At 40.3% G+C, this 20288-nt stretch carries 15 protein-coding genes, 1 tRNA gene and 1 pseudogene; 8 read left to right on the top strand and 9 right to left on the bottom strand.

All coding sequences use genetic code 11. The annotated features are described in order from the left end of the window. Positions 1 to 877: 877 nt before the first annotated feature. The gene (gene fmt, locus WKK05_RS23365; protein ID WP_341525451.1) at positions 878 to 1882 is read left to right on the top strand and encodes a methionyl-tRNA formyltransferase; all 1005 of its coding nucleotides are present in this window, start codon (positions 878 to 880) and stop codon (positions 1880 to 1882) included. A 124-nt stretch (positions 1883 to 2006) separates the two neighbouring features. Here the strand turns inward: fmt and WKK05_RS23370 are convergent. After that, positions 2007 to 2351: pseudogene (locus WKK05_RS23370) on the bottom strand (DUF6464 family protein); the annotation flags it as partial. 318 nt (positions 2352 to 2669) lie between these two features. On the opposite strand from WKK05_RS23370, the gene WKK05_RS23375 reads away from it, so the two are divergent. Next, positions 2670 to 3356: a histidine phosphatase family protein gene (locus WKK05_RS23375; protein WP_341525452.1), complete on the top strand. Its 687-nt coding sequence runs from the start codon at positions 2670 to 2672 to the stop codon at positions 3354 to 3356. A gap of 30 nt (positions 3357 to 3386) precedes the next feature. Here WKK05_RS23375 and WKK05_RS23380 read toward each other — a convergent pair whose 3' ends face one another. The 7 genes from WKK05_RS23380 to WKK05_RS23410 all read right to left on the bottom strand — a co-directional run bounded on the left by WKK05_RS23380 (position 3387) and on the right by WKK05_RS23410 (position 13256). After that, positions 3387 to 3824 carry a molybdopterin-binding protein gene (locus WKK05_RS23380; protein WP_341525453.1) on the bottom strand — a complete coding sequence of 146 codons (438 nt, stop codon included), beginning with the start codon at positions 3822 to 3824 and terminating at the stop codon, positions 3387 to 3389. Between the two features lie 437 nt (positions 3825 to 4261). Then, a complete protein-coding gene (locus tag WKK05_RS23385) occupies positions 4262 to 7327 on the bottom strand; it encodes a hybrid sensor histidine kinase/response regulator (protein ID WP_341525454.1) in 3066 nt (1021 codons plus the stop codon). A 492-nt stretch (positions 7328 to 7819) separates the two neighbouring features. Beyond that, entirely contained in the window at positions 7820 to 10651 is a 2832-nt protein-coding gene (locus WKK05_RS23390) for a methyl-accepting chemotaxis protein (RefSeq protein WP_341525455.1), read from the bottom strand. A gap of 61 nt (positions 10652 to 10712) precedes the next feature. After that, positions 10713 to 11210, bottom strand: a complete 498-nt coding sequence (locus tag WKK05_RS23395) for a chemotaxis protein CheW (RefSeq protein ID WP_341525456.1) — start codon at positions 11208 to 11210, stop codon at positions 10713 to 10715. A 4-nt stretch (positions 11211 to 11214) separates the two neighbouring features. Further along, positions 11215 to 11592: a response regulator gene (locus tag WKK05_RS23400; RefSeq protein ID WP_341525457.1), complete on the bottom strand. Its 378-nt coding sequence runs from the start codon at positions 11590 to 11592 to the stop codon at positions 11215 to 11217. 66 nt (positions 11593 to 11658) lie between these two features. Further along, entirely contained in the window at positions 11659 to 12720 is a 1062-nt protein-coding gene (locus tag WKK05_RS23405; RefSeq protein WP_341525458.1) for a response regulator, read from the bottom strand. Between the two features lie 401 nt (positions 12721 to 13121). After that, on the bottom strand, positions 13122 to 13256 hold the full coding sequence (locus WKK05_RS23410) for a hypothetical protein (protein ID WP_341525460.1): 135 nt from the start codon (positions 13254 to 13256) through the stop codon (positions 13122 to 13124). A gap of 493 nt (positions 13257 to 13749) precedes the next feature. Here WKK05_RS23410 and WKK05_RS23415 point away from each other — a divergent pair. Next, positions 13750 to 13831: transfer RNA gene (locus WKK05_RS23415), tRNA-Leu, on the top strand. 247 nt (positions 13832 to 14078) lie between these two features. After that, positions 14079 to 14276, top strand: a complete 198-nt coding sequence (locus WKK05_RS23420; protein WP_341525461.1) for a hypothetical protein — start codon at positions 14079 to 14081, stop codon at positions 14274 to 14276. 16 nt (positions 14277 to 14292) lie between these two features. Here WKK05_RS23420 and alr read toward each other — a convergent pair whose 3' ends face one another. After that, positions 14293 to 15480, bottom strand: coding sequence for an alanine racemase (gene alr / locus WKK05_RS23425; protein WP_341525462.1), 1188 nt, complete (start codon positions 15478 to 15480; stop codon positions 14293 to 14295). A gap of 302 nt (positions 15481 to 15782) precedes the next feature. Between alr and WKK05_RS23430 the strand changes: the two genes are divergently transcribed. The 4 genes from WKK05_RS23430 (at position 15783) to sixA (ending at position 20239) form a co-directional block, all read left to right on the top strand. After that, positions 15783 to 16280: an HNH endonuclease gene (locus WKK05_RS23430; protein ID WP_341525463.1), complete on the top strand. Its 498-nt coding sequence runs from the start codon at positions 15783 to 15785 to the stop codon at positions 16278 to 16280. Between the two features lie 741 nt (positions 16281 to 17021). After that, on the top strand, positions 17022 to 18305 hold the full coding sequence (locus WKK05_RS23435) for a bifunctional oligoribonuclease/PAP phosphatase NrnA (protein WP_341525464.1): 1284 nt from the start codon (positions 17022 to 17024) through the stop codon (positions 18303 to 18305). Between the two features lie 122 nt (positions 18306 to 18427). Beyond that, a complete protein-coding gene (locus tag WKK05_RS23440) occupies positions 18428 to 18898 on the top strand; it encodes a DUF29 domain-containing protein (RefSeq protein ID WP_341525465.1) in 471 nt (156 codons plus the stop codon). 804 nt (positions 18899 to 19702) lie between these two features. Next, positions 19703 to 20239 carry a phosphohistidine phosphatase SixA gene (gene sixA, locus WKK05_RS23445; RefSeq protein ID WP_341525466.1) on the top strand — a complete coding sequence of 179 codons (537 nt, stop codon included), beginning with the start codon at positions 19703 to 19705 and terminating at the stop codon, positions 20237 to 20239. The last annotated feature ends 49 nt before the right edge of the window (positions 20240 to 20288 follow it).

Below are 20288 nucleotides of genomic sequence, written 5' to 3' on the forward strand. Positions count from 1 at the left end.
CTCACTTTTAGCCTACTAATACTGGCGAGCGAAGAATTCAAATGGCAGAACTGTTGTAAATTGCTTTAGCAGTAGCTGACCCGCAGAAAGCGCGTCAGTTTGTGTAATGCTACAACAGCACCGACCCTGATAAACCTTAGACGTGAGGCGTTACTTTAAAAGTTGGGAAAGCGGACGCTAATACATAATACTCAAAAAGTATCAGTGTCATCCACTAAAGATAGAAATTGCAATCTTCAGTAAAATAAATAAAAAGATAGCAATGCTATTTTAAGAGACACAACTGCACTTAGCCCCAATCCCAGAGAGAATTTTTAACGAAATTAGCAGGTAGATGACTTAGCGGTTTGTCACAAGACATTACCGAAGGAATCGATTCACCTGAATTAGATACAGTTTCTACTGACCCCTTCGACTGCCAGCCTAATTAAAAGTATATCAAGTGCCTTTTGGTTTCACAAATACTAAATTGGGGACTGGGGACTGGGGACTGGGGACTGGGGACTGGGGACTGGGGACTGGGGACTGGGGACTGGGGGAGAGATGGGAGAAAGAGCTAATAGTTCTTAACTCTAACTTCAAATTGTCGTTGAGTCAGTTGTCAGTTATTAGGAGCGCACTTACTATAAACTAATCACCCTTGCGGGTAAGCGCAAAACGCAGCAAGGCGAACGCCAGTCGTTCATGGGAGAAACCCTCAAACGCTTGCGGACTCGCTCTAAGCGTACCACTTCCTTGCGGGACGCTGCGCGTTAACGGAGCTTTCGCTTTAGCGATACGTGGAAGCAAGCACGCGTTAGCGTCTCTTCGAGAAGGCTTGACGCTGCGCTAGTGCTAAGGGAGAAGACTGTGCTGGCTCACTAACGACTAATGACTAATGAAAATTGTATTCTTTGGTACTCCTGATTTTGCCGTCCCAACTCTGGAAAAGTTATTAAATAATTCAGAATTTGAAGTGTTGGCAGTTGTCACCCAACCAGATAAACGCCGAGAACGCGGAAATAAACTTACTCCTTCTCCAGTAAAAACTTTTGCCGCCACGCATAACTTGCCAGTATGGCAACCGCAGCGGGTGAAAAAGAACACTGAAACATTAACCCAACTCAAACAATCAGACGCAGATGTATTTGTTGTAGTCGCCTATGGACAGATTTTGTCACAAAAAATCTTAAACATCCCAAAGCTGGGTTGCATTAATCTGCATGGCTCGATTTTACCCAAATATCGAGGTGCAGCACCGATTCAGTGGTGCTTATATAACGGCGAGAAGGAGACGGGGATCACAACAATGTTAATGGATGCAGGGATGGATACAGGGGCAATGCTCCTCAAAGCTACTACATCCATTGGGTTGCTAGAAAATGCCCAAGATTTATCTGAAAGGCTAGCTGTAATCGGTGCAGATTTGTTGGTAGAAACGCTGTTGAAGTTGGAACGCAAAGAAGTTGAAGCAGTACCTCAAGATAATTCAGAAGCTACTTATGCACCTTTGATTGAAAAACAGGATTATGGGTTGGATTGGTCAAAAACTGCTGTCCAATTACACAATCAAATTAGAGGCTTTTATCCTAACTGCACTGCTACGTTTCGTAACAAACCTCTAAAAATTACTGCTTCTGCTCCCTTGGGTTTTACTGATGGTTACGAGCTACCAGCAGAATTAGAAAAAATAACTCATAAATTGCCTAATTTGTCAACTCTATCAGGCAGCCCTGGAGAAGTGGTGAGCATTATCAAGGGAATTGGAGCGATCGCCCAAACTGGGGAAGGTTTTTTGCTGTTGCGCGAGGTTCAGCTAGCTGGTAAACGTCCCCAGTCAGGTTGGGATTTTGTTAATGGTTCCCGCTTGACCGTAGGAGAGGTATTTGGTAATGGGAGCTAGAAGAGTGGGGGAGTGGAAGAGGGGATCAGGAGAATAACTCTTAACTTCTGTCTCCTGACTTGTGACTCCTGTCTCCTGTCTCCTGACTTGTGACTCCCGTTTCCTGAATTTTGACTTCCAAGTTTTCATAGAAGCGACAGGATTTGCACGGCCCATCTGGACTGACTGCACAGCGAATGATTTCTGAATGAGCGTTATATCTACAGGTGGCATCGCCAATTACCCAACGTCCGTCTATTAAGCTTTTTTCGGCTGGACGTTTAGCAGACTGCACGTAAATAGCAATATTGTGTAAGCGGTAGCGTCCTGCTTTAAATTGATATCTGTGGCGGCGCTCTAAAACTGCGTAAGTTTTACCTTGAAAATCCAGATAATTTCCGGGTTGAGGTGTCCAATCAAGTCGCACCCTACCAAGGGACTGACGGGGATGTGTCAGAATCACCTCAGTTTGTAAAGAGTCTGGTTCCATAAGCTTATGTTATTTGATTTACATTATAAGGATGGTATCGCGATAGCTTACTCTAGCCTACCGAATTTAGATTACAATTAGTGGCTCACGCTTATTTGCTTGCTATAAATTTGAATACAGCGATCGCTCTTTAGCATACCCAGTTATTTCACAACGTTGTTTGAGCGATTTACAAACTCTCTGTAATTTAAGCCAAGCAGATAGCGATCGCTTTTTCTCCAAATGGGTTGAAAACTTAATTAATAAATGCAGATATTAAAGTGCTGATTGTTACACAAATCTTTTGCTGTTTTAATATAACTGCCATACTTTATAATCATGCGTCGCCAAATTATCCTTGGTCTTGGTGCTGTTGCATTATCCTTAGCACTCAAAGATTTATACAAACCTGAAGCCAAAGAAAAGCAAATAGCACCTGTAAAACAACCTCAAAAATCTCCAGCCACAAGCGAGGAAAGTTTAGCTTCAGACTCTGCAATTAATGTTTCTGCTAGTTCTAAAGCTGCAATTTGGTCTTTTCTTCAACAAGGTAGAGGGTATGTAGTGCTAATGCGTCATGCTTTAGCACCAGGAATTGGTGATCCGCCTGAATTTCGACTTAATGATTGCTCTACGCAACGAAACTTATCGGATGAAGGTAGAAAACAAGCAGTACGAACCGGAAAAGCTTTTAAAAGCAGGAATATTCCAGTTGCTAGAGTTTTATCAAGCCAGTGGTGTCGTTGTTTGGAGACTGCAAAACTAATGAATATAGGCGCAGTTGAGCCTTTTGCACCTCTAAATTCGTTCTTCCTAAATCAGACAACAGAATCGAAACAAACTGCACAAGTGCGTCAGTTCATATTGAATAACCGTAATACTCGCGGTGTAGTTGTGATGATTACACACGAAGTTAATATTACAGCGATCGCCCGCGATTATTACCTGAAATCTGGAGAATCAGTTGTTGTACGAGCGAAAGCAAAAAACCAAATAGAGGTGGTTGGACAAATTAAAGCTTTCTAAATTTTACATTTTAAATTCTTGCTTCACTTTCTATTCTCTGGCAATAACTATATCGTTAGATTTAATAACTGCATAAGCTTCTATACCTTCAGCCAGTTCTAATTCTTCTGCTGATACTCTGGTAATCATTGAGGTTAGCTCAACTTTGTGAACAATCTCTAGTGTTACCTCAGTATTAACTGCGCCTATAGTCACTCGTTTGACTACTCCTTTAAGGACATTACGAGAGCTAACTTTTAATGGTTTATTTTGACTATTAATTTTTTTCTCGGTTGTGTAAGTATCCTCTTTGACATCTTGTTTAGTTGGTAATGATGTTGTTACTGAAGAGTCTTTATTTAAACCACGTACTAGTTCTCTGAGAATCTCAGTTTTGGTGCGCTGAGACTGCTGGCAGAATTCTTCGAGAATCTTCCGCTCCTCTTCAGATGTTTGAAATGTGACCCATCCTTGTTCTTTTCTTGGCATATTTTTACCAAAAATTTTGGTATAAGTTAGTAATATTGATATGATTTTACCAAGTGTTAATCTTGCGAAGTAGGATCTATATAAGCACGGTTTGCCTACAAATGTAAGACGAATTCTTCTTTGGTAGAGTAATTAAAATAAAAAAGTGCTAGCCCTCGTGAAGCAAAGCTTTTGGGGTATATTCACTTGAGGCGATCGCTCTTTGTAATTCCAGACAGAAAAGTATACCCTGATAGCTCTGCATAGAAAAGCTTACTCAGAATGCTAGACAATTGAGGTTTTCAGATGTAATTATACTTTCCCTTTACGCAGTTTTGCTTGCCTTCTTTTCATCAGCAAAGCAGTCATGCTGGGTTCGGGCTACTGGTTAGTATACATATTCGTAATATTTAATTGCTAATTTGTAATTAGTATTTACTTACTACTAAATTTGAAATTTAATTAGATGTAGTAGTAAGTACTACATCAGAAATTAATTCATCTATCGTTTTGAGTAATTCTTGCTCGTTATAAGGTTTAGAGAAATAAGCTCGCGCTCCTAATTGCATTGCTAGTTGCCGATGTTTATTACTGCTACGAGAGGTTAGCATAGCGACTGGAATATCTTTCATCTGCGCGCTTGAATTGACACGATCCAAGAAACCATAACCATCAAGGCGAGGCATTTCAATATCGCAAATTACTGCTTCAACTCTCAAACCACTCTGAAGTTTTTCTAAGGCATCTTGGCCATCTTTAGCTTGTTCTACTTCATACCCACCTTTTTCGAGAGTCAGAGCTAAGAAGCGGCGAACATTAATCGAGTCATCCACAATTAAAATTGTGCCTTTCTGATTGGCAGGTGGTGGAACTGGTGCTTTTTCCTCATCAAAGAATAGGAACGCCGTCTTTAACCGAACTGAGGGTAATTGATTGTTTCTGGAGCTACGTTGATTAGTGGCAATCCAATATAGTAGCTCGTTAGTATTAACTAATGGTACTACTCGACCATCTCCGAGAATTGTGCAGTTGCTAAAGCCTTCAGGTAAAGGTATATTTCCCTCGACTTGGCGGATAGCAACTTCTTGTTCACCCCAGCAACGGTCTACTTGTATTGCTACTGTCTGATTGTTGCCTCTAACTACTAACACACTGTTAGCATTAATTGCTGGTGGAGTTTCTAGCTCTGGGCGATCGTAGCGTGGGCAATTAAATTCTAAGTAACGGTTCAGATGAATTAGTGGCAGCATAGTTCCCTGCCAATTCAGCACTTCGCTTCCTCCCATTAAGATAACTCGTTCAGTTTGGAACAAAAATATTTCTGAAACGACATCTATGGGAAATGCCAACAGCATCTTGTTAATTTCTACTAACAGAACTCTGGCAACGGAAAGTGTAAATGGTACTGACAAGATAAAGTTAGTACCAACTCCTAGTTCTGTATCAACTTTGATATCTCCGCGAATTAGTTTGAGGTTGTTGCGAACTACATCCATACCAACGCCGCGGCCAGATAACGTTGTCACCTGCTCAGAAGTGCTAAAACCTGGTTCAAAAATTAGTGATAGTAGTTCTTCATCACTGGCACTAGCAATTAGAGAAGCATCTAATCCCATAGCTAAAGCCCGATCGCGAATTTTCTCTAGAGAAATGCCCCGACCATCATCACGTATCGAAATGAGCGTGCGATTGTTGTCATGAATACCTTTTATTTCAATCAATCCTTGTTCTGGTTTACCCAAAGCGCGGCGGGTAGTAGAGTCTTCGATACCGTGATCAAAGGCATTTCTTAACAGATGCATTAAAGGCTCATTCAAAGCCTCTAAAATACTACGTTCAATTAAGGTGTTACCACCTTCAATTTTCAACTGCACATTTTTCCCATACTCGACATTTAAGTCGCGGATGGCTCTAGGGAAACGCTCGACTAAATCGGTCAACGGGCGCATTCGGATATGATTCAGCTTGGTCTGTAACTGTTTTGATGTTTTGTTAAGTTTGCGAGTAATTTGATCTGTATCGTCAACGCTCAGTTGAATATCAGTTGCGACTTCCTGTACTTGAACAATAGTTTCCATAACTTCCTGCGATCGCAGGTTTAAGTCATTATGGCGTTCTATTTCTAAAGCATCAAATTCCCTCTCTGAGCCTTGTGCCTGGTGGTTGTATTCGAATATCAAGTTCTTTTCTACATTGTCAGGTAGCGATGTCTGTTGAGCAGCCGTTTGCTCTCTACGGTCACCAAATGGCATCACAGCCTGAGTAATAATTTTATTAGATGCTGTGCGTAGTTCTTGATTTTCTCGCTCAAGAGTTTGTACACGCTGGCTAAGATTACGAACTAACTTGCGTAATCTTTCTAGTTGTGAGTTTAGTCCATTTCTTTGGACAATCAGTTCGCCAAATAAATCATTAATTTGCTCAAGTTGTTTACTAGGAACTCGGACAGTATTTTCTTGTATATCGCGCTCTTTGCCAACGACCATTGGTTCGCCTTTGCGCTCAGTAAATCTAGATGTATTTAAGTCTTGGACATTGACAGCAGTTAAATTATCAGCAAAATCGATATCCGAGAATTTAAAATTAGCAGCAATTATTTCATCTTCTGTCGAGGCTTCTTCAACTTCTTCTGGTGCTATTTCTCTATTGAGGATGTTAGCCTCATCTGTAACTGTAGCGATATGTGTTATTGCTTCTGCTCTTGGCACTGCTATTGATTGGGCATAACTTGCTGAAGCAATCGCTATTTCACCAAGTTCAATTTCTGTAGGCAGACTATCGAGTTGATTGGTCAATACCAAAGCTTGCGATCGCCGCCAGGCTTGCAATGCTTTTTGAGCAATTTCAGGCACACGCTCAAGGGTAGCAGTTGCTAAATGGTTTATTATTGACTCACAAAGTTGAGTAAAAGCTGCCAACTGGAGCATTTCACCCAAACCGCCTAATTCAGCTGCCATAGTAGCTAGTTCTTCTTGCAAACTAGGCTGTTCGCTATCTGCCAACACAGATTCTAAGCGTTGCAAACACTCTTCTACTTCTGTTTCAAACAGCAAAGGGATAATATCTTGTCCATCTTCTGGTGATAGTATACTTGTGGCATCTTCAGGGGTGGGGTCGCCCAGGCGATCGTGTAGCTCATCAAAAATGGGATAACAAAAAGTTCCTAACCACTGTTCTTCTACAACATTTCCCTCTGAGAGCAATTCGACAATTTGACGTAACCAGTCAACTCCAGATAGCAATAAGCTTTGCAACTGGGTATCAATTTCTAGAGAATTTTTTCTAGTTTTTAAAACTTTAAAAGAATCTTCCAGACGGTGAGCTAAATCACTGAGCGATCGAAACCCCATCATTCCCGCACCACCCTTAATAGAATGAGCGGCTCGGAGTGCAGCATTGATTTTATCTAAATCTATGCGTTTACTGGTGTCGATTTCCAGCAATACTCCTTCCAGGGTGTTGAGATAATCAGTCGCTTCTTCCAGAAACTGCATCTGGATTTCTAGTTCTTTTTCCTGTGACATGGTTTTTGTCCTTAGTCAAGAGTCAAGAGTTAAAGTGAGTTGGGATAAGACTCTAATTTTTATTCATTACTAGCTTAGAACTCGGAACTTCGTGTTCAGAACTCGGAATTTCATGTTCAGAACTCGGAATTTCATGTTCAGAACTCGGAATTTTATGTTCAGAACTCGGAACTTCATGTTCAGAACTCGGAATTTTATGTTCAGAACTCGGAACTTCATGTTCAGAACTCGGAATTTTATGTTCAGAACTCGGAATTTTATGTTCAGAACTCGGAACTTCATGTTCAGAACTCGGAACTTCATGTTCAGAACTCGGAACTTCGCGCTTAAAACTTAAAATTTGGTGTTCAGAGTTCTCTCTGAATCCTTTTTGATGAAATTAACATACACATACCTTGATAGAGCTAAGGGCAAGAGTTAAGGTTCATATTCTGACTCTTGACTTCTGACTTTTGACTCTTGACCTTTGTGCAGACGCGCCGTGGCGCGTCTCTACGTAACTTTAAATGTCCCGACTGTCTCCTGCAAGTCTTGGGAAATCTCGACAGTTTGTTGCAGAGATTCGGAAACTAAACGGGAAGAATCGCTGGTACGTTGTGATATGGCTGCAATGTTCTTCATCAGTTGGCTGACAGTATGCGATGTTTCTACTTGAGATGAGGTAGCTGTAGAAATCGATTGTACTAAAGAGTCAATTTGACGCGATACATCCAAAATCTGAGTCAGACTTTGCTTAGCCTCTTCTACAATTCGAGTGCCTTCTACTACTTGGATAGTTCCTATTTCCATTGCCTGCACCACTTCACTGGTTTCTCGTTGGATATTCTCAACGATTTCTTCAATTTCTTGGGTGGCTGCTGCACTCCGGACTGCTAGTTCACCAACTTCTTCAGCAACTACAGCAAAACCTTGGCCTTCTTCACCAGCCCGCGCTGCTTCAATACCGGCGTTGATGGCGAGTAAGTTAGTTTGGATAGCAATTTGATTAATCAAGGACACTACACGGGAAATTTGTTGAGATGATTCTCCTAAACGTTTGACTTTCTTTGCTGTTTCACCAACAGTTTCCCGTAAAGATAGGATGTTATGGACTGTTAAATCCATTGCTTGTCCACTCTTGCTAGCGGTGTGGGTAGCATGATGGGCAATGGTGGCAGCTTGTTGGGCGCTTTCGGCTACAGTTTGCATAGATTGCGTCATTTGGTCAACAGCATCTAGAGTACGGTTGATTTCAGATGCTTGTATGAGTGCTTCCTCAGCTAATTGGCGGATAGCTTCTTCATTAGAGCCAACTGCACCATTTACTTGGCTAGCAGCTTGTTTAACTTGAGTGACGATATCCCGGAGACTTTCGACAATAGAGTTGAAAAAGTCGGCAACAGTGCCTATTTCCCCAGCAGTAACGTCTGCACGCACTGTCAAGTCGCCTCTTGCTGCACCTTCTACATCTTTGAGCAGTTCTAAAAGTTGCTGTTGGAGTGCTTCTTTCTGTTGCCGTTCGTCATCAGAGCCTTCTTCTGCAAAAGTCTTTGCTTGTTCTATCTTTTCTAGGAGCTTAGCTTGTTCTAGAGCATAACTAATCTGAGTTGCTATGTGTTGAAACAAATCAATTTGTGGTTGTTGCCAAATACGAGGAGTGTCGCAATCATGAGCAATAAGTAAGCCTAAGAGTTGCTCTTGGATAAAAATTGGTGCAATCAAATTACTTTTGATCGCAAATTTGTCTAATAGTTGCGTGTAACCATCTGCATTTTTCAAGCTTTGGTCTTGATAAATATTGATGCTTGCCGCCTGTAACTTACCATCTTGATAAGGTTCTATGTAGTGTTCTCGAAAATACGGATCATCGATTTTTACTCCAATCATTTTCGGCAAACCCCCAGTTACTAATTCAGCAGCAACAATGCCTTCCCAGGTATCTGGATTCAATTGATAAATGATTACCCGGTCTGTTTTTAATGCTTGCTGAACTTCTTTAACTGATGCTTGATAAATATCTTCAGTTTTGAGAGTTCTTCGCACCTTACAGATAATTTCTGCAACTAATTTTACCCCTTCAACTTCTAGTTGCTGTTCTTTAACTAATACCTGCAATTGCCCAGCTAATTGGTTAATATTTGCATTCAATATCCCTAGTTCGTCTTCTCTTTCTATTGCCAGACGGGTATTGAATGTACCTTGACGTAGCCTTACCAATGACGCAGTAGCGTTGAGAATTTGCTGTGTGGGAAGTTTAGCTAAGCGAACTGCGATCGCACCCACTACAAATGCTGTCAGTACAGTGCCGATAGTAATAATCCACAACAGTTGTCTTTGCGCCTCAAATACAATTGCTGTGTCTGTTGACAGAAGTACTTGCCAGTTTAAATTAGGTAATACTCCTAACTTTTGTAATGGCACATAGCTGACTAGTTCTTGCTTTTTCTGAGTGTTGGAGACTGCTATAAAACTGTCTCTCTTTTTTGCATCAGTCAGTTTAGCTAAATTAGGATATTCTAGCTTTGCCTCTTTACCCAAGACTTGCTTTTGGGGAGTAAGAAAAACTCTGCCTGAAGCATCTAACAAATAATATTTTTGCCCATTGGTTGCATAATTTTTGATTACCTCATCCAAAGATTTTAGAGGCATACGCGCTCTTACAACGCCAATAGTTTGCCCTGTAACTGTATTTTTAAAGGGTGTAGCTACATAAATACTAACTAAACCTGTATTTTTTGCAGTTTCAGGGTTACTAATGACCGCAATATTTTCTTGTAGAGCCTCTTTAAAATACTTACGGTCTTTATGATTATCTAAAGCTTCGCCTGTAGATTGAACAATTAAGTTACCTTCGCGGTCAAAAGCAGCAATACTGTCATAAGCTTTGTTAGCTTCAAGAATGCGATTTAATACTACTTGCTTTTCTTGTTTACTTGTACTTGCTTTAATGTTATAATTTGTTAAAAAAGGCAGATTAGATAGTACCTGAATATCTGCATAACGCTCTAACATGAAACGGTTGACTTGATCACTTAAGCCAGCGGCTTCTGCTTCTTGAGATTGAGTGATTTGTTGAGTAATTGATTTATTAGCGAAGCTATATGCGATCGCACCAATACCCAATACTGGTATTGTAGAGAGTGCGATCGCTGCAACTGTTGCTTTTGTATTCAAACTGAGGTTATTTAAATAGCTAACTGCATAATCTAGCGGAGAATTATGAACAGATTTGATATGAGAATTACTTGATAATTGAAATTTAGTATCATTATCTTTCTGCGATGAAATCAATGATGCTCGATGTTGAGCATTACTACTCTTAGCTGTGTCAGTTTTATTAGACATAAAATAATTCCCCTCAATATGTGAATAAGAACACTAAAAAACATTTTTTTAGTAGTACAACCTAATCACTATGGAGAATAGAAGACTGTACAATTGGCGGTGCATCTAATACTAGTAATATTTCTTTCTGTTGCACAACACAGCCACATAAATAAGGAACTAAACTAGATGCAACTTGCCCGATAGGAGAATGAATATCATCAGGTGTAAACTTAGTTGTACCTTTAATTTCTTGCACAACTAAACCTAGCAGCAGTGATTCAACCTTGATAACAATTACATTGTACTGCCGCTGCCTATTGTCTAATGATTCTAAATTGAGCATCCTTGGCAGATCAATTACCCAAATTATCCGACTCCGCCAATTCATTAATCCTAGTATACAGTCCGCCATATTTGGCATTGAAGTAACAGATTCAACAGGCACAAGAATTGCTTCTTGTGTATGCTTCATTGATAAAACAGCAGCAGTTTGTTGATTTAGCTGAAACTTAAGATAGCCATCTCCTAAGTTGTTCTGAGTTTGTTGCAAGGAAGATGTAATTTTTGAACTAGTCATTGATTTAAATCACCACTGATTTAATAGTACGCAGAAGATGTTCGCGCGTATAAGGTTTAGTTATATAAGCATCAGCCCCTTGTCTCCTTGCCCAAAAACGGTCTATTTCCTGATTCTTGGAACTGCAAATTACAATTGGCACTTTTTGAGTAATCGAATTTTTTTTCAGGGAACGGCACAACTCAAATCCACTCATTCCTGGCATTACGACATCAGTAACGATTGCATCTGGTTTTTGTAATGCAGCTTTTTCTAAAGCCTCTTTTGCGTCAGTAGCTTTAATTACGTTGTAACCACTCTCTTTAAGATAATGGCTCATTAGTTCCAATTCGCTGGGAGAATCTTCCACAATCAGAATTGTGCCGAGCAAAGTTAGGCTCACTACTAAAATCTCCTAAAGCTAACTTAATGTTATTAAATTGAGTTATTTTTATTTACAGTGGTTAAATTAACTAAGGTGTTTAAAAACCATTTTTAGCAAATCTGATTGTGTAAAAGGCTTAGTTAAGTAGCCTGATGACCTGACCATCTTGGCTTTTGCTCTATCAATAAATCCTGTTCTTCCAGTCACCATAACAATAGGTATATTCTTAAAAGCTGAATGTTTTCTTAATAAAGAGCATAGCTCGTAACCGTCTAAACTTGGCATTTCAACATCTAGCAAAATTAAGTCAGGCTTGCTTCTCAAAATTTGCATCAAAGCTTTTACTGGGTCGTTAATCAGTACAACAGAAAATGTGTTTTCATCCAAATAATGTTTAATTGAATTTAACACTGTTTGACTATCATCAATACAGGCAATTGTATATAGTGATTTGTCAGATTGCTGAGTATTTTTATGATTCCTATTCTCAGCCATATCAAAACTGTTGTGAGAAACCTTTTTCCCAAGTTTTATTTGTAACTGTGGCTGAACTTGAGGAGGTTTAACCGTAGACAAAACTTGAGAACCAGCCGGAACTGATGACTGAATATTTTGCCGATTTCGTAACTGTTTTTGACAGTGTTCTACTAGTAAGCGCAAATCCAAATTACAAAATTTGGGTAGTTCATCTAAAGCGTTTTCAGGATTAAATTCGTAGCTTCCTTCTTTTAAGCATAAAAATGACTCCAGCACTTCTTTTGCCAATTCTTCTATCAAGATTGCTGCTTGTGTAGAGGCAATATAGTTCTGCTTTACTAACCAGCAAATCGCTTGATAGTCTGCATTTGGTATTGATTGATGTTCATTCTTGGTTTCAAACATCAGACGCAGCTGCATCCGAGTGGCACTGGTAAGAGCAAAAATTTGCTGGCTCAAACGTCGTAAGTGACTGTCAAGACGCTCAAACAGTTTATCTGAATAGGAGGCATAAGTAAGTTTACCCTCCTCTAGATAGATTGACCAAGAAACTGTGCCAGCAAATACCCTTAAACAACCTGTAGCACGCCGACTAGTTAGTTGTGCCAGCAGAGATAGCGGATGTAGTTTCTGGAACAACCTATAGCTACCTATGGGAGTTGTACTCATTTTGCTTTTACTTCAGCTAAATTCAATACGTGTAAGCTAAATTCGTGCAGAGCTTCTTCCACAATCGGAATTAAATATTAGGTAGCAAACTACTGTAATTAATGATACGTAGCTTGTAGCTAAGGCTTGTGGTGAAACTCAATCTCAGCAGCGTTATTTTTGGGTTACCAAATCTCAGTTGTTCATAATTCGTGATTAATTTACACACTAGTACTGAGACAAAAGAACAGATTCGGATAATAAGGCAAAAAATATTAAGGCTAGATGAAGCCACTTTCCATTGAGTGACCCCAATCTGACCACAGGAATAATACTGATTTTATTGACAGTAATATATTGAAATCTCAGCATAATCACTTAAGCAATTACTAAGGCTTAATTTAGTGAAAATCTGAGATATTTTAAGTGTATTCGCTTAATTTAGGTAAAAATTTATGATTAATTTGTTCAATTTTGAGTAGTGTTACATCACGCTCTGTCAAAGAATTATCATTATGGCTGACGCAAAGAGAAGTCACAGCAGCAACTTTCACCATTAGTGGTAGCTCCTCGCTTTTTGTGGGCTGCTAAACTTTTACTATCAAAGACTAAGGCGTAGCCCGCTTCCCCGTAGGGATACGACGAACGCACAGACATTTGAACAATAAAGTAATTACCCGAACTTGATATCACTATCTGCTTGAGTTCTGTCTAGGTTATAGTTCTTAACTTTTAATAGGGTCAACTGCAATTGCTTGGTATTATTTGATACCATGTAATATTTGTGCATTTACAAAAAAATAGTTTTAAGAGGAAAATCTATGAAATATAGTACTTTTATCTTTTTAAATCATAGCTTCTTCAGCATATACTTTTAACTTTATTGTTGTTTATTATACTTGGCTATAGAATTTTATAGTTACTCTGAAATTAGCACTTTAACTTATCAGTATCCTCAGAAATTTTGGGTATTGCTAGACTAACAAATATTTTTCTTTTCTAATTCCCATTTCCATAATTAATTTGCTATGCTAGCATAGGTGAGTAATTGCGGATGTGGCGAAATTGGCAGACGCGCTAGATTTAGGTTCTAGTTCCGAAAGGAGTGAAGGTTCAAGTCCTTTCATCCGCATTGTTGAAAACGGGAATAAAGCGCCTAGCTTGAGGTGAAAATGAAGTCTAGAGGGCTAGGGTGTATTTTCATACCTCTGGTGATGTATAGCATCCTATTCTTTGAAGATAGCCCTAAGCTGTGCCAGTCACTCATGGGGAGCCACCCCCTTGTGGAGGTTTCCTCCGTTAGGGGGAGTGGTGTAAAAACTACGCCAGTTTTTTAAAGTCAGGGAGCCAACAACACCTGCTTCAGGGAAACCCGCGCAATGTATACGTGTCAACTTCAGGCTGAAACCTTTGAAAACCTTGACTTTGGCTCTAGGCTAGATTTGTGCATCAATATTTATAATTTATTAGGCGCTAAAGCGCTACTACCAACGTTTTCTATTCCACAGTCGGGCATTGCCCACCCAATGGACTACCTCACCACGGCGTTGGCTTCCCGTACACTCCTATTTTTTTGACAACTGCCCAACTAAGCTACATTACAGCCACACGCGGCAGACGATGCTTAAACCCGCAGAGGATTTCCCAAGAGATCGTATTTAATTTTTCTGCCCAATCGTCTGCTGAGATTTGTTCGCTTCCTTGTTCCCCCAGTAAGGTAACTACTTCCCCTTCTTGAATATTGGGTATAGCACTCACATCCAGCATTAGCTGATCCATTGTAATTGTGCCAATCTGCGACACCCGTTGACCGCGAATTAATACCTGGATGTTATTGGAAAGATTCCGAGGGACACCATCAGCATATCCAATTCCCACAACGGCGAGGCGAAGTTCATGGGGGGCTATAAATTGATGACCATAACTGACAGCAGTTCCAGCAGCAATTGTTTTAATTTGGGTGATTCTCGCCTTTAGTTGTAAGACTGGCTTCAGGTTAATCGCATTTTGCAAATGAGGTGCTGGATAGAGTCCGTAAACAGCTAAACCTACTCGCACAATATCGTAATGTAATTTCGGATCTGCGAGGGTAGCAGCTGAGTTTGCTAAGTGTAAGCAAGGTGGTTCTATGCCCATTGCTTTGATTTGAGCGATCGCTTCTTCAAATCTTCTATGCTGTTCATTCATTACCGTGGGGTCTGGACTATCCGCTGTTGCCAGATGAGAATAAATACTGGCAATAGAAAGATACGGTAAGCGCTGCACTAATTGCACAAATTCACCTGCTTGTTGCCAGTTCGTTCCCAACCTAGACATTCCCGTGTCTAATTTGATGTGTACGGGTATAGGTGAATCATGCTTAATTGCTTCTAAAGTATCCGAAAATACTAGCGCTTGTTTGGGACTGCACAATGTTGGCTGAAGGTTCCAGTGGGCGATCGCATGAATTTGCTCTAGTGTATGGGTTGCTCCTAAAATCAAAATCGGAGCTTTAATCCCCCCTTCTCGTAATTGAATAGCCTCTGGGACTGTCGCCACTCCTAACCAACTAGCACCCGATTCTAATACCGTTTGGGCGACTGTTACTGCTCCATGTCCATAAGCATCAGCTTTTACCACTGCCATCAACTGGGTGTCTGGTGATAAAAACTGCACCAACTGTTGAACATTGTACGACAACGCCCCTAAATCAATTTCTACCCAAGCTCGTTGCGAGAACCACGCGTAAGTATCGCACTGCTGATTAAAAGCCACACTGGGGGTTTGGTTGTGACTTAACATTTAGACTCCCTCCTATCACACCGCTGCTGTACTACCAAACAATCTATTCACGCTCTTAGAGCCATATCAGACTCAGATTAAACAGGAACTTTACCCTTGTTAGTAGAATTTATACAAGATGCTGGGATATTAAAAAAAGTAAGTAGTGAGGAGCAAGGAGTTGAAATTCCTAACTCATAGCTCATAACTTATAACTTCTAAATTAGTTTTTGAATAATGCCGAAAGTATAAAATATTCTCATCTCCCAAGCAGAGGATATTTGTGTTAATATATGTAAAACTAATACCCTGAGCGCAGATCAATGGGGAAGGTTTTAGTCTTAAACGCTTCTTACGAACCGCTCAATATAACGAGCTGGCGACGCGCTGTCGTTCTGTTAATCAAGGGCAAAGCAGAACGCGTGGAACATAACGGTAAATTTCTTTACTCGGATTTTCCGCTGCCAACCGTAATTCGGTTGCGACATTATGTGCGTGTGCCTTATAAGGAAATTCCTCTGACCCGGCGAAATATATTGCACCGTGACGGTCATGCTTGTCAATACTGTGGTTACACAGGAGACGAGTTAACGTTAGATCATGTGATTCCGCGATCGCGCGGTGGGGGCGATACCTGGGAGAACATTGTGACAGCTTGTGTCCGTTGCAATGTCAAAAAAGGCAGTCGCACTCCTCACGAAGCTCATATGCTTTTACGTCATCCTCCCCGCCAACCTTATAGTAGTCTCTATTTCGAGGTCAGCAAACATCTTAAGAGTGGATTACACCAAGAGTGGCAGAAATATGTCATAGGCCTTTGAGATTATACAACCATTTAGAGAGTGGGACAGGAATGATTACTTGCTAATTTTTCTGGTTACTTTCCATTTGGGTAACAACCTGTCCTTCCAAGGAATGCCTAGATGCTGCTTGGATACACTTTGCTTTGACAGCCTTATTATCTATAAGGCTGTCAAAGTATTGCAAAGCATAATTTAAAAGCAGAAGCTATTGTAGTAATCTGCACAAATATAGGCTAGCAAGTTAGCAGCTTTTGAGTATACCTCATGAAAATGCAAAAGAACTGAGTGGGCTTGAAATTATCAAAATTATCCCAGAGGACAAGAAAAATTATTTCTTTACTCAAATTAGTTTTTAATTGCTCAATAGTCACAAGGATGAGACTATTAACATCAAGAGGCTGTTTAATACAAGCCAAGTATGAAATAAAAAATAAGTTTACACATCCTAGGTTAGAAAAATTTTCAAGCTAAGCTATCACATTTCAATAAAAATCCCGTTTTATTAAAGCTATGGAAGAGAGAAAAGATTGATGTGCTTAGTTCTAGCTAAAAATCCTAAGCATTCTTGTTTTCAGCCCCATACGCCCTATGACGGGAGTTATTTGCTAGCTAATCTCTGTTGCTGACCAAAAATATACTTAGATATATAGTGCAAAGTGCTGATATTTTTGCGAAGATCAGAATGTATGGCTAAATCAGGAAACTGCAAGTTTTAGTATTTCTTATCAACGAAGCCTTACACTTCAAAAAACATTACTTATGTACTTGAATTCTCCCGTTAATCAGTTTGAGAGATTGTCATTGACCACAGAGCCAAACTCAGAGGAAGCTGAAATAGAGAAAGAAGCGCTAGAAGTTCCCCTCACCCGTCCGTCCATGATGCAATCGACAGGTGAAGGAGCTATCTATCCAGCACAGCGTGGCAGTTCCCTGGCAACCCAAAAGTCAGAAGAACTGCAAAAAACCCTTTTGGCACACCGACACGATCGCCATTTGGTAATCTTACAAGATTTTCCAGACCCTGATGCCCTTTCTTCTGCTTGGACTTATCAGTTAATTGCTCAGCAATACGATATCAAATCTGAAATTATTTACGCTGGTGCTTTGAGCCACCAAGAGAATATTGCTTTAGTGAGGTTGACTGGTTTACCTATCCAACGCTGGACACTGCAAACCTTAAAGAGCAAAGACTTATCATCTTATCAAGGTTTTGTATTAATTGATAACCAAGGAACCACCTCCCAGCTAGTGTCAGCGGTGCAGCAGGCTGGAATTCCCTTAGTGGCGCTGGTTGACCATCACAGCATCCAGGGAGAACTCAAATCAGAGTTTGAAGATGTCCGTCCTCATGTACGAGCTACGGCAACAATTTTTACTCAATACTTACAAACAGGATTACTCGCATTAGATAGCAGCATCAATCAACACGTTAAGTGTGCTACTGCTTTGATGCATGGCTTGCGCTCAGATACAAATCGGCTGATGCAAGCGCAAGAAGAAGACTTCATGGCAGCGGCATATCTGAGTCGATTTTATGACGCCCAACTGCTGAACGCCATTTTACTAGCGAATCGTTCCAAGCGGGTGATGGATGTGATCGAGCGATCGCTCAAAAATCGCATCGTCCAAAATAACTTTTCCATTGCTGGTGTTGGTTATCTACGCTACGACGACCGCGACGCCATCCCCCAAGCGGCAGATTTTCTCGTCACTGAAGAAAACGTTCACACTGCCGTAGTTTATGGCATTGTTCACGATGAAGATGAAGAACTAGAAATAGTCATCGGCTCCCTGAGAACCACGAAACTCACCCTTGACCCCGATGAGTTCATCAAAGAAGCCTTTGGACAAGATAGCACTGGGCGCTTTTTTGGCGGTGGAAGAACAAGTGCAGGCGGTTTTGAGATTCCGATGGGTTTCTTGTCTGGCAGTAACGAAAATTCTGCCTATGCGAAAATGAAATGGGAAGTATTCGATACGCAAATTAAGCAAAAGCTACTAAGATTGGTCAATCCTAGAGACAATCCGATTCAGTCAGAGTAGGAGTAGAGAGTGGGGGAGAATAATCAATAACTCTTGACTCTTGACTGAAGTACTTTCAATTCAGGTAGGCACAAATAAAATTAACTCGTGCGTACCTTTTTTATTTGCGAAGAAGGAACGCCATGAATTCTATAGAATTCCAAATGTTACAAACCTTGTATGAACAAGATTTTTGTGCTTGGGTAGAGCAAACCGCAGAGCTTTTACAATCGCATCAGTGGGACACGCTGGATTTAGAACACTTAATTGAGGAAGTGGTGGACTTGGGTAAGAGTCAACAGCGTGCTTTACAGAGCGCGTTGCGGTTAGTTTTATCGCATTTGTTGAAGTGGAAGTATCAACCCGAACGCCGTAGTCACAGTTGGCAAGTAACCATTACCCGTGAGCGACTTAATCTAGATGAGTTGCTGCAAGAAAGTCCCAGCTTGCGGCGTTTTTTAAATGATGCAGAGTGGCTTAATACTACTTATCAAAGAGCGCGGCGAGAGGCCATAGTGGAAACGAGTTTATCAGAGGAGAATTTTGCGATCGCCTGTCCCTTTGCTGTCGATGAAATTTTAGACTTAGACTTTTATCCTAATGCTGAAGAATAATTAATTGTAAGGTTATTTATGCTAAGGCGGCCACTATGATATTCCTAAAACAAGTAAGTATACGGCTTATATTTAGTATAGTAAATGGCTAACATCATGATAATCATGATTATTCATTTTTATTGTGATGGAAACTATAATTTTTCTTTGCAACGGTGAAGCAGAATATTACAGCGAAAAAGGAATTATTAAAAATAGAGAACTTCCTAGGTTTATCAACTCAGTGATTTCGTCAGGCAAGTACTACATAACATCTTGGAGTTGCTGGAATTCTAGATTTATAAAGGTTGGAGATAGAGCTTACTTTCAGAGAAGTGGAAATATTAGTAATGAACCCAGTGGTTTTATTGCTGCTGGTAATATTTTGCAGCACCCAAAGACGAGTAATTAAGGCTTTTAGACAGCAACTATTCAGATTTAAGTGAAGCATACATATCTGATTATGATGGATGTTTTTATGTTTACATACAAATAGATTCAGTTGTTGACTTTGATTTTCCTTTAGACAATTCTCCAAGCCACTGAGTATTGATCAATTGAGGGCAAAGAGCTACGAGTTCCGAAAGATGAAATGTGTCATCCCAATGAAAAATTTTTGAAAAAGAGACTTGAGCAATGTAAATGGTGTAAATATGTGAATGGTGTAAATATATTTAATAATTCAAAACACCTTCATTTGTTTTAAAATGATGATTTAAGATTAGGATCAGTTGATTACATCAGCGTAACTTCTAACTCAGCACGCTGCTCAACGCTCCGTTGGCGCAGCCTCTCGTAGAGAAGAAAGCTAACAGGACTCAAATTGTGGAACTGTATTTAATTCGTCATGGCATAGCTGAAGAGAGAGAATTAGGCATCAAAGATGAAGAGCGCAGCCTTACCAAAGAAGGACGCCAAAAAACTGAGAAAGTTGCCCAAAGACTCGTCAAGCTGGGTTTTAACTTTGAATTAATTCTCACCAGTCCCTTAGTGCGTGCGCGACAAACAGCTGAAATCCTCATCGCAGCCGGATTAAGTTCCCAATTAGAGGAATCTAGCCACCTTGCCCCTGATGGTGAAATCTCAAGCTGGGTTGTAGATTGGTTAGAGCCTAAGAATTATTCACAAAATATTCAACTGGCGCTGGTTGGACATGAACCTGATTTGAGTAATTGGGCAGAAATTCTCCTTTGGGGAAGCGAAATTCCGAGCGTTGGAAGCCAGATAAGAGAGCTGTCAGAAGCCAAAGCAGGTTTAGTCTTGAAAAAAGCAGGTATGATTGGGATAAAACTACCAGAAACAGGTACTCCTCTGGGTCGTAGTCAGATGTTTTGGTTGACACCACCTAAGTACCTGCTGTAACAGTTTTCCACATTTCTAATTGTTGGTAGAACAGCTACTGTTATAGCGA

Origin of the sequence: Nostoc sp. UHCC 0302, assembly GCF_038096175.1 — a bacterium.
Taxonomy (GTDB): domain Bacteria; phylum Cyanobacteriota; class Cyanobacteriia; order Cyanobacteriales; family Nostocaceae; genus UHCC-0302.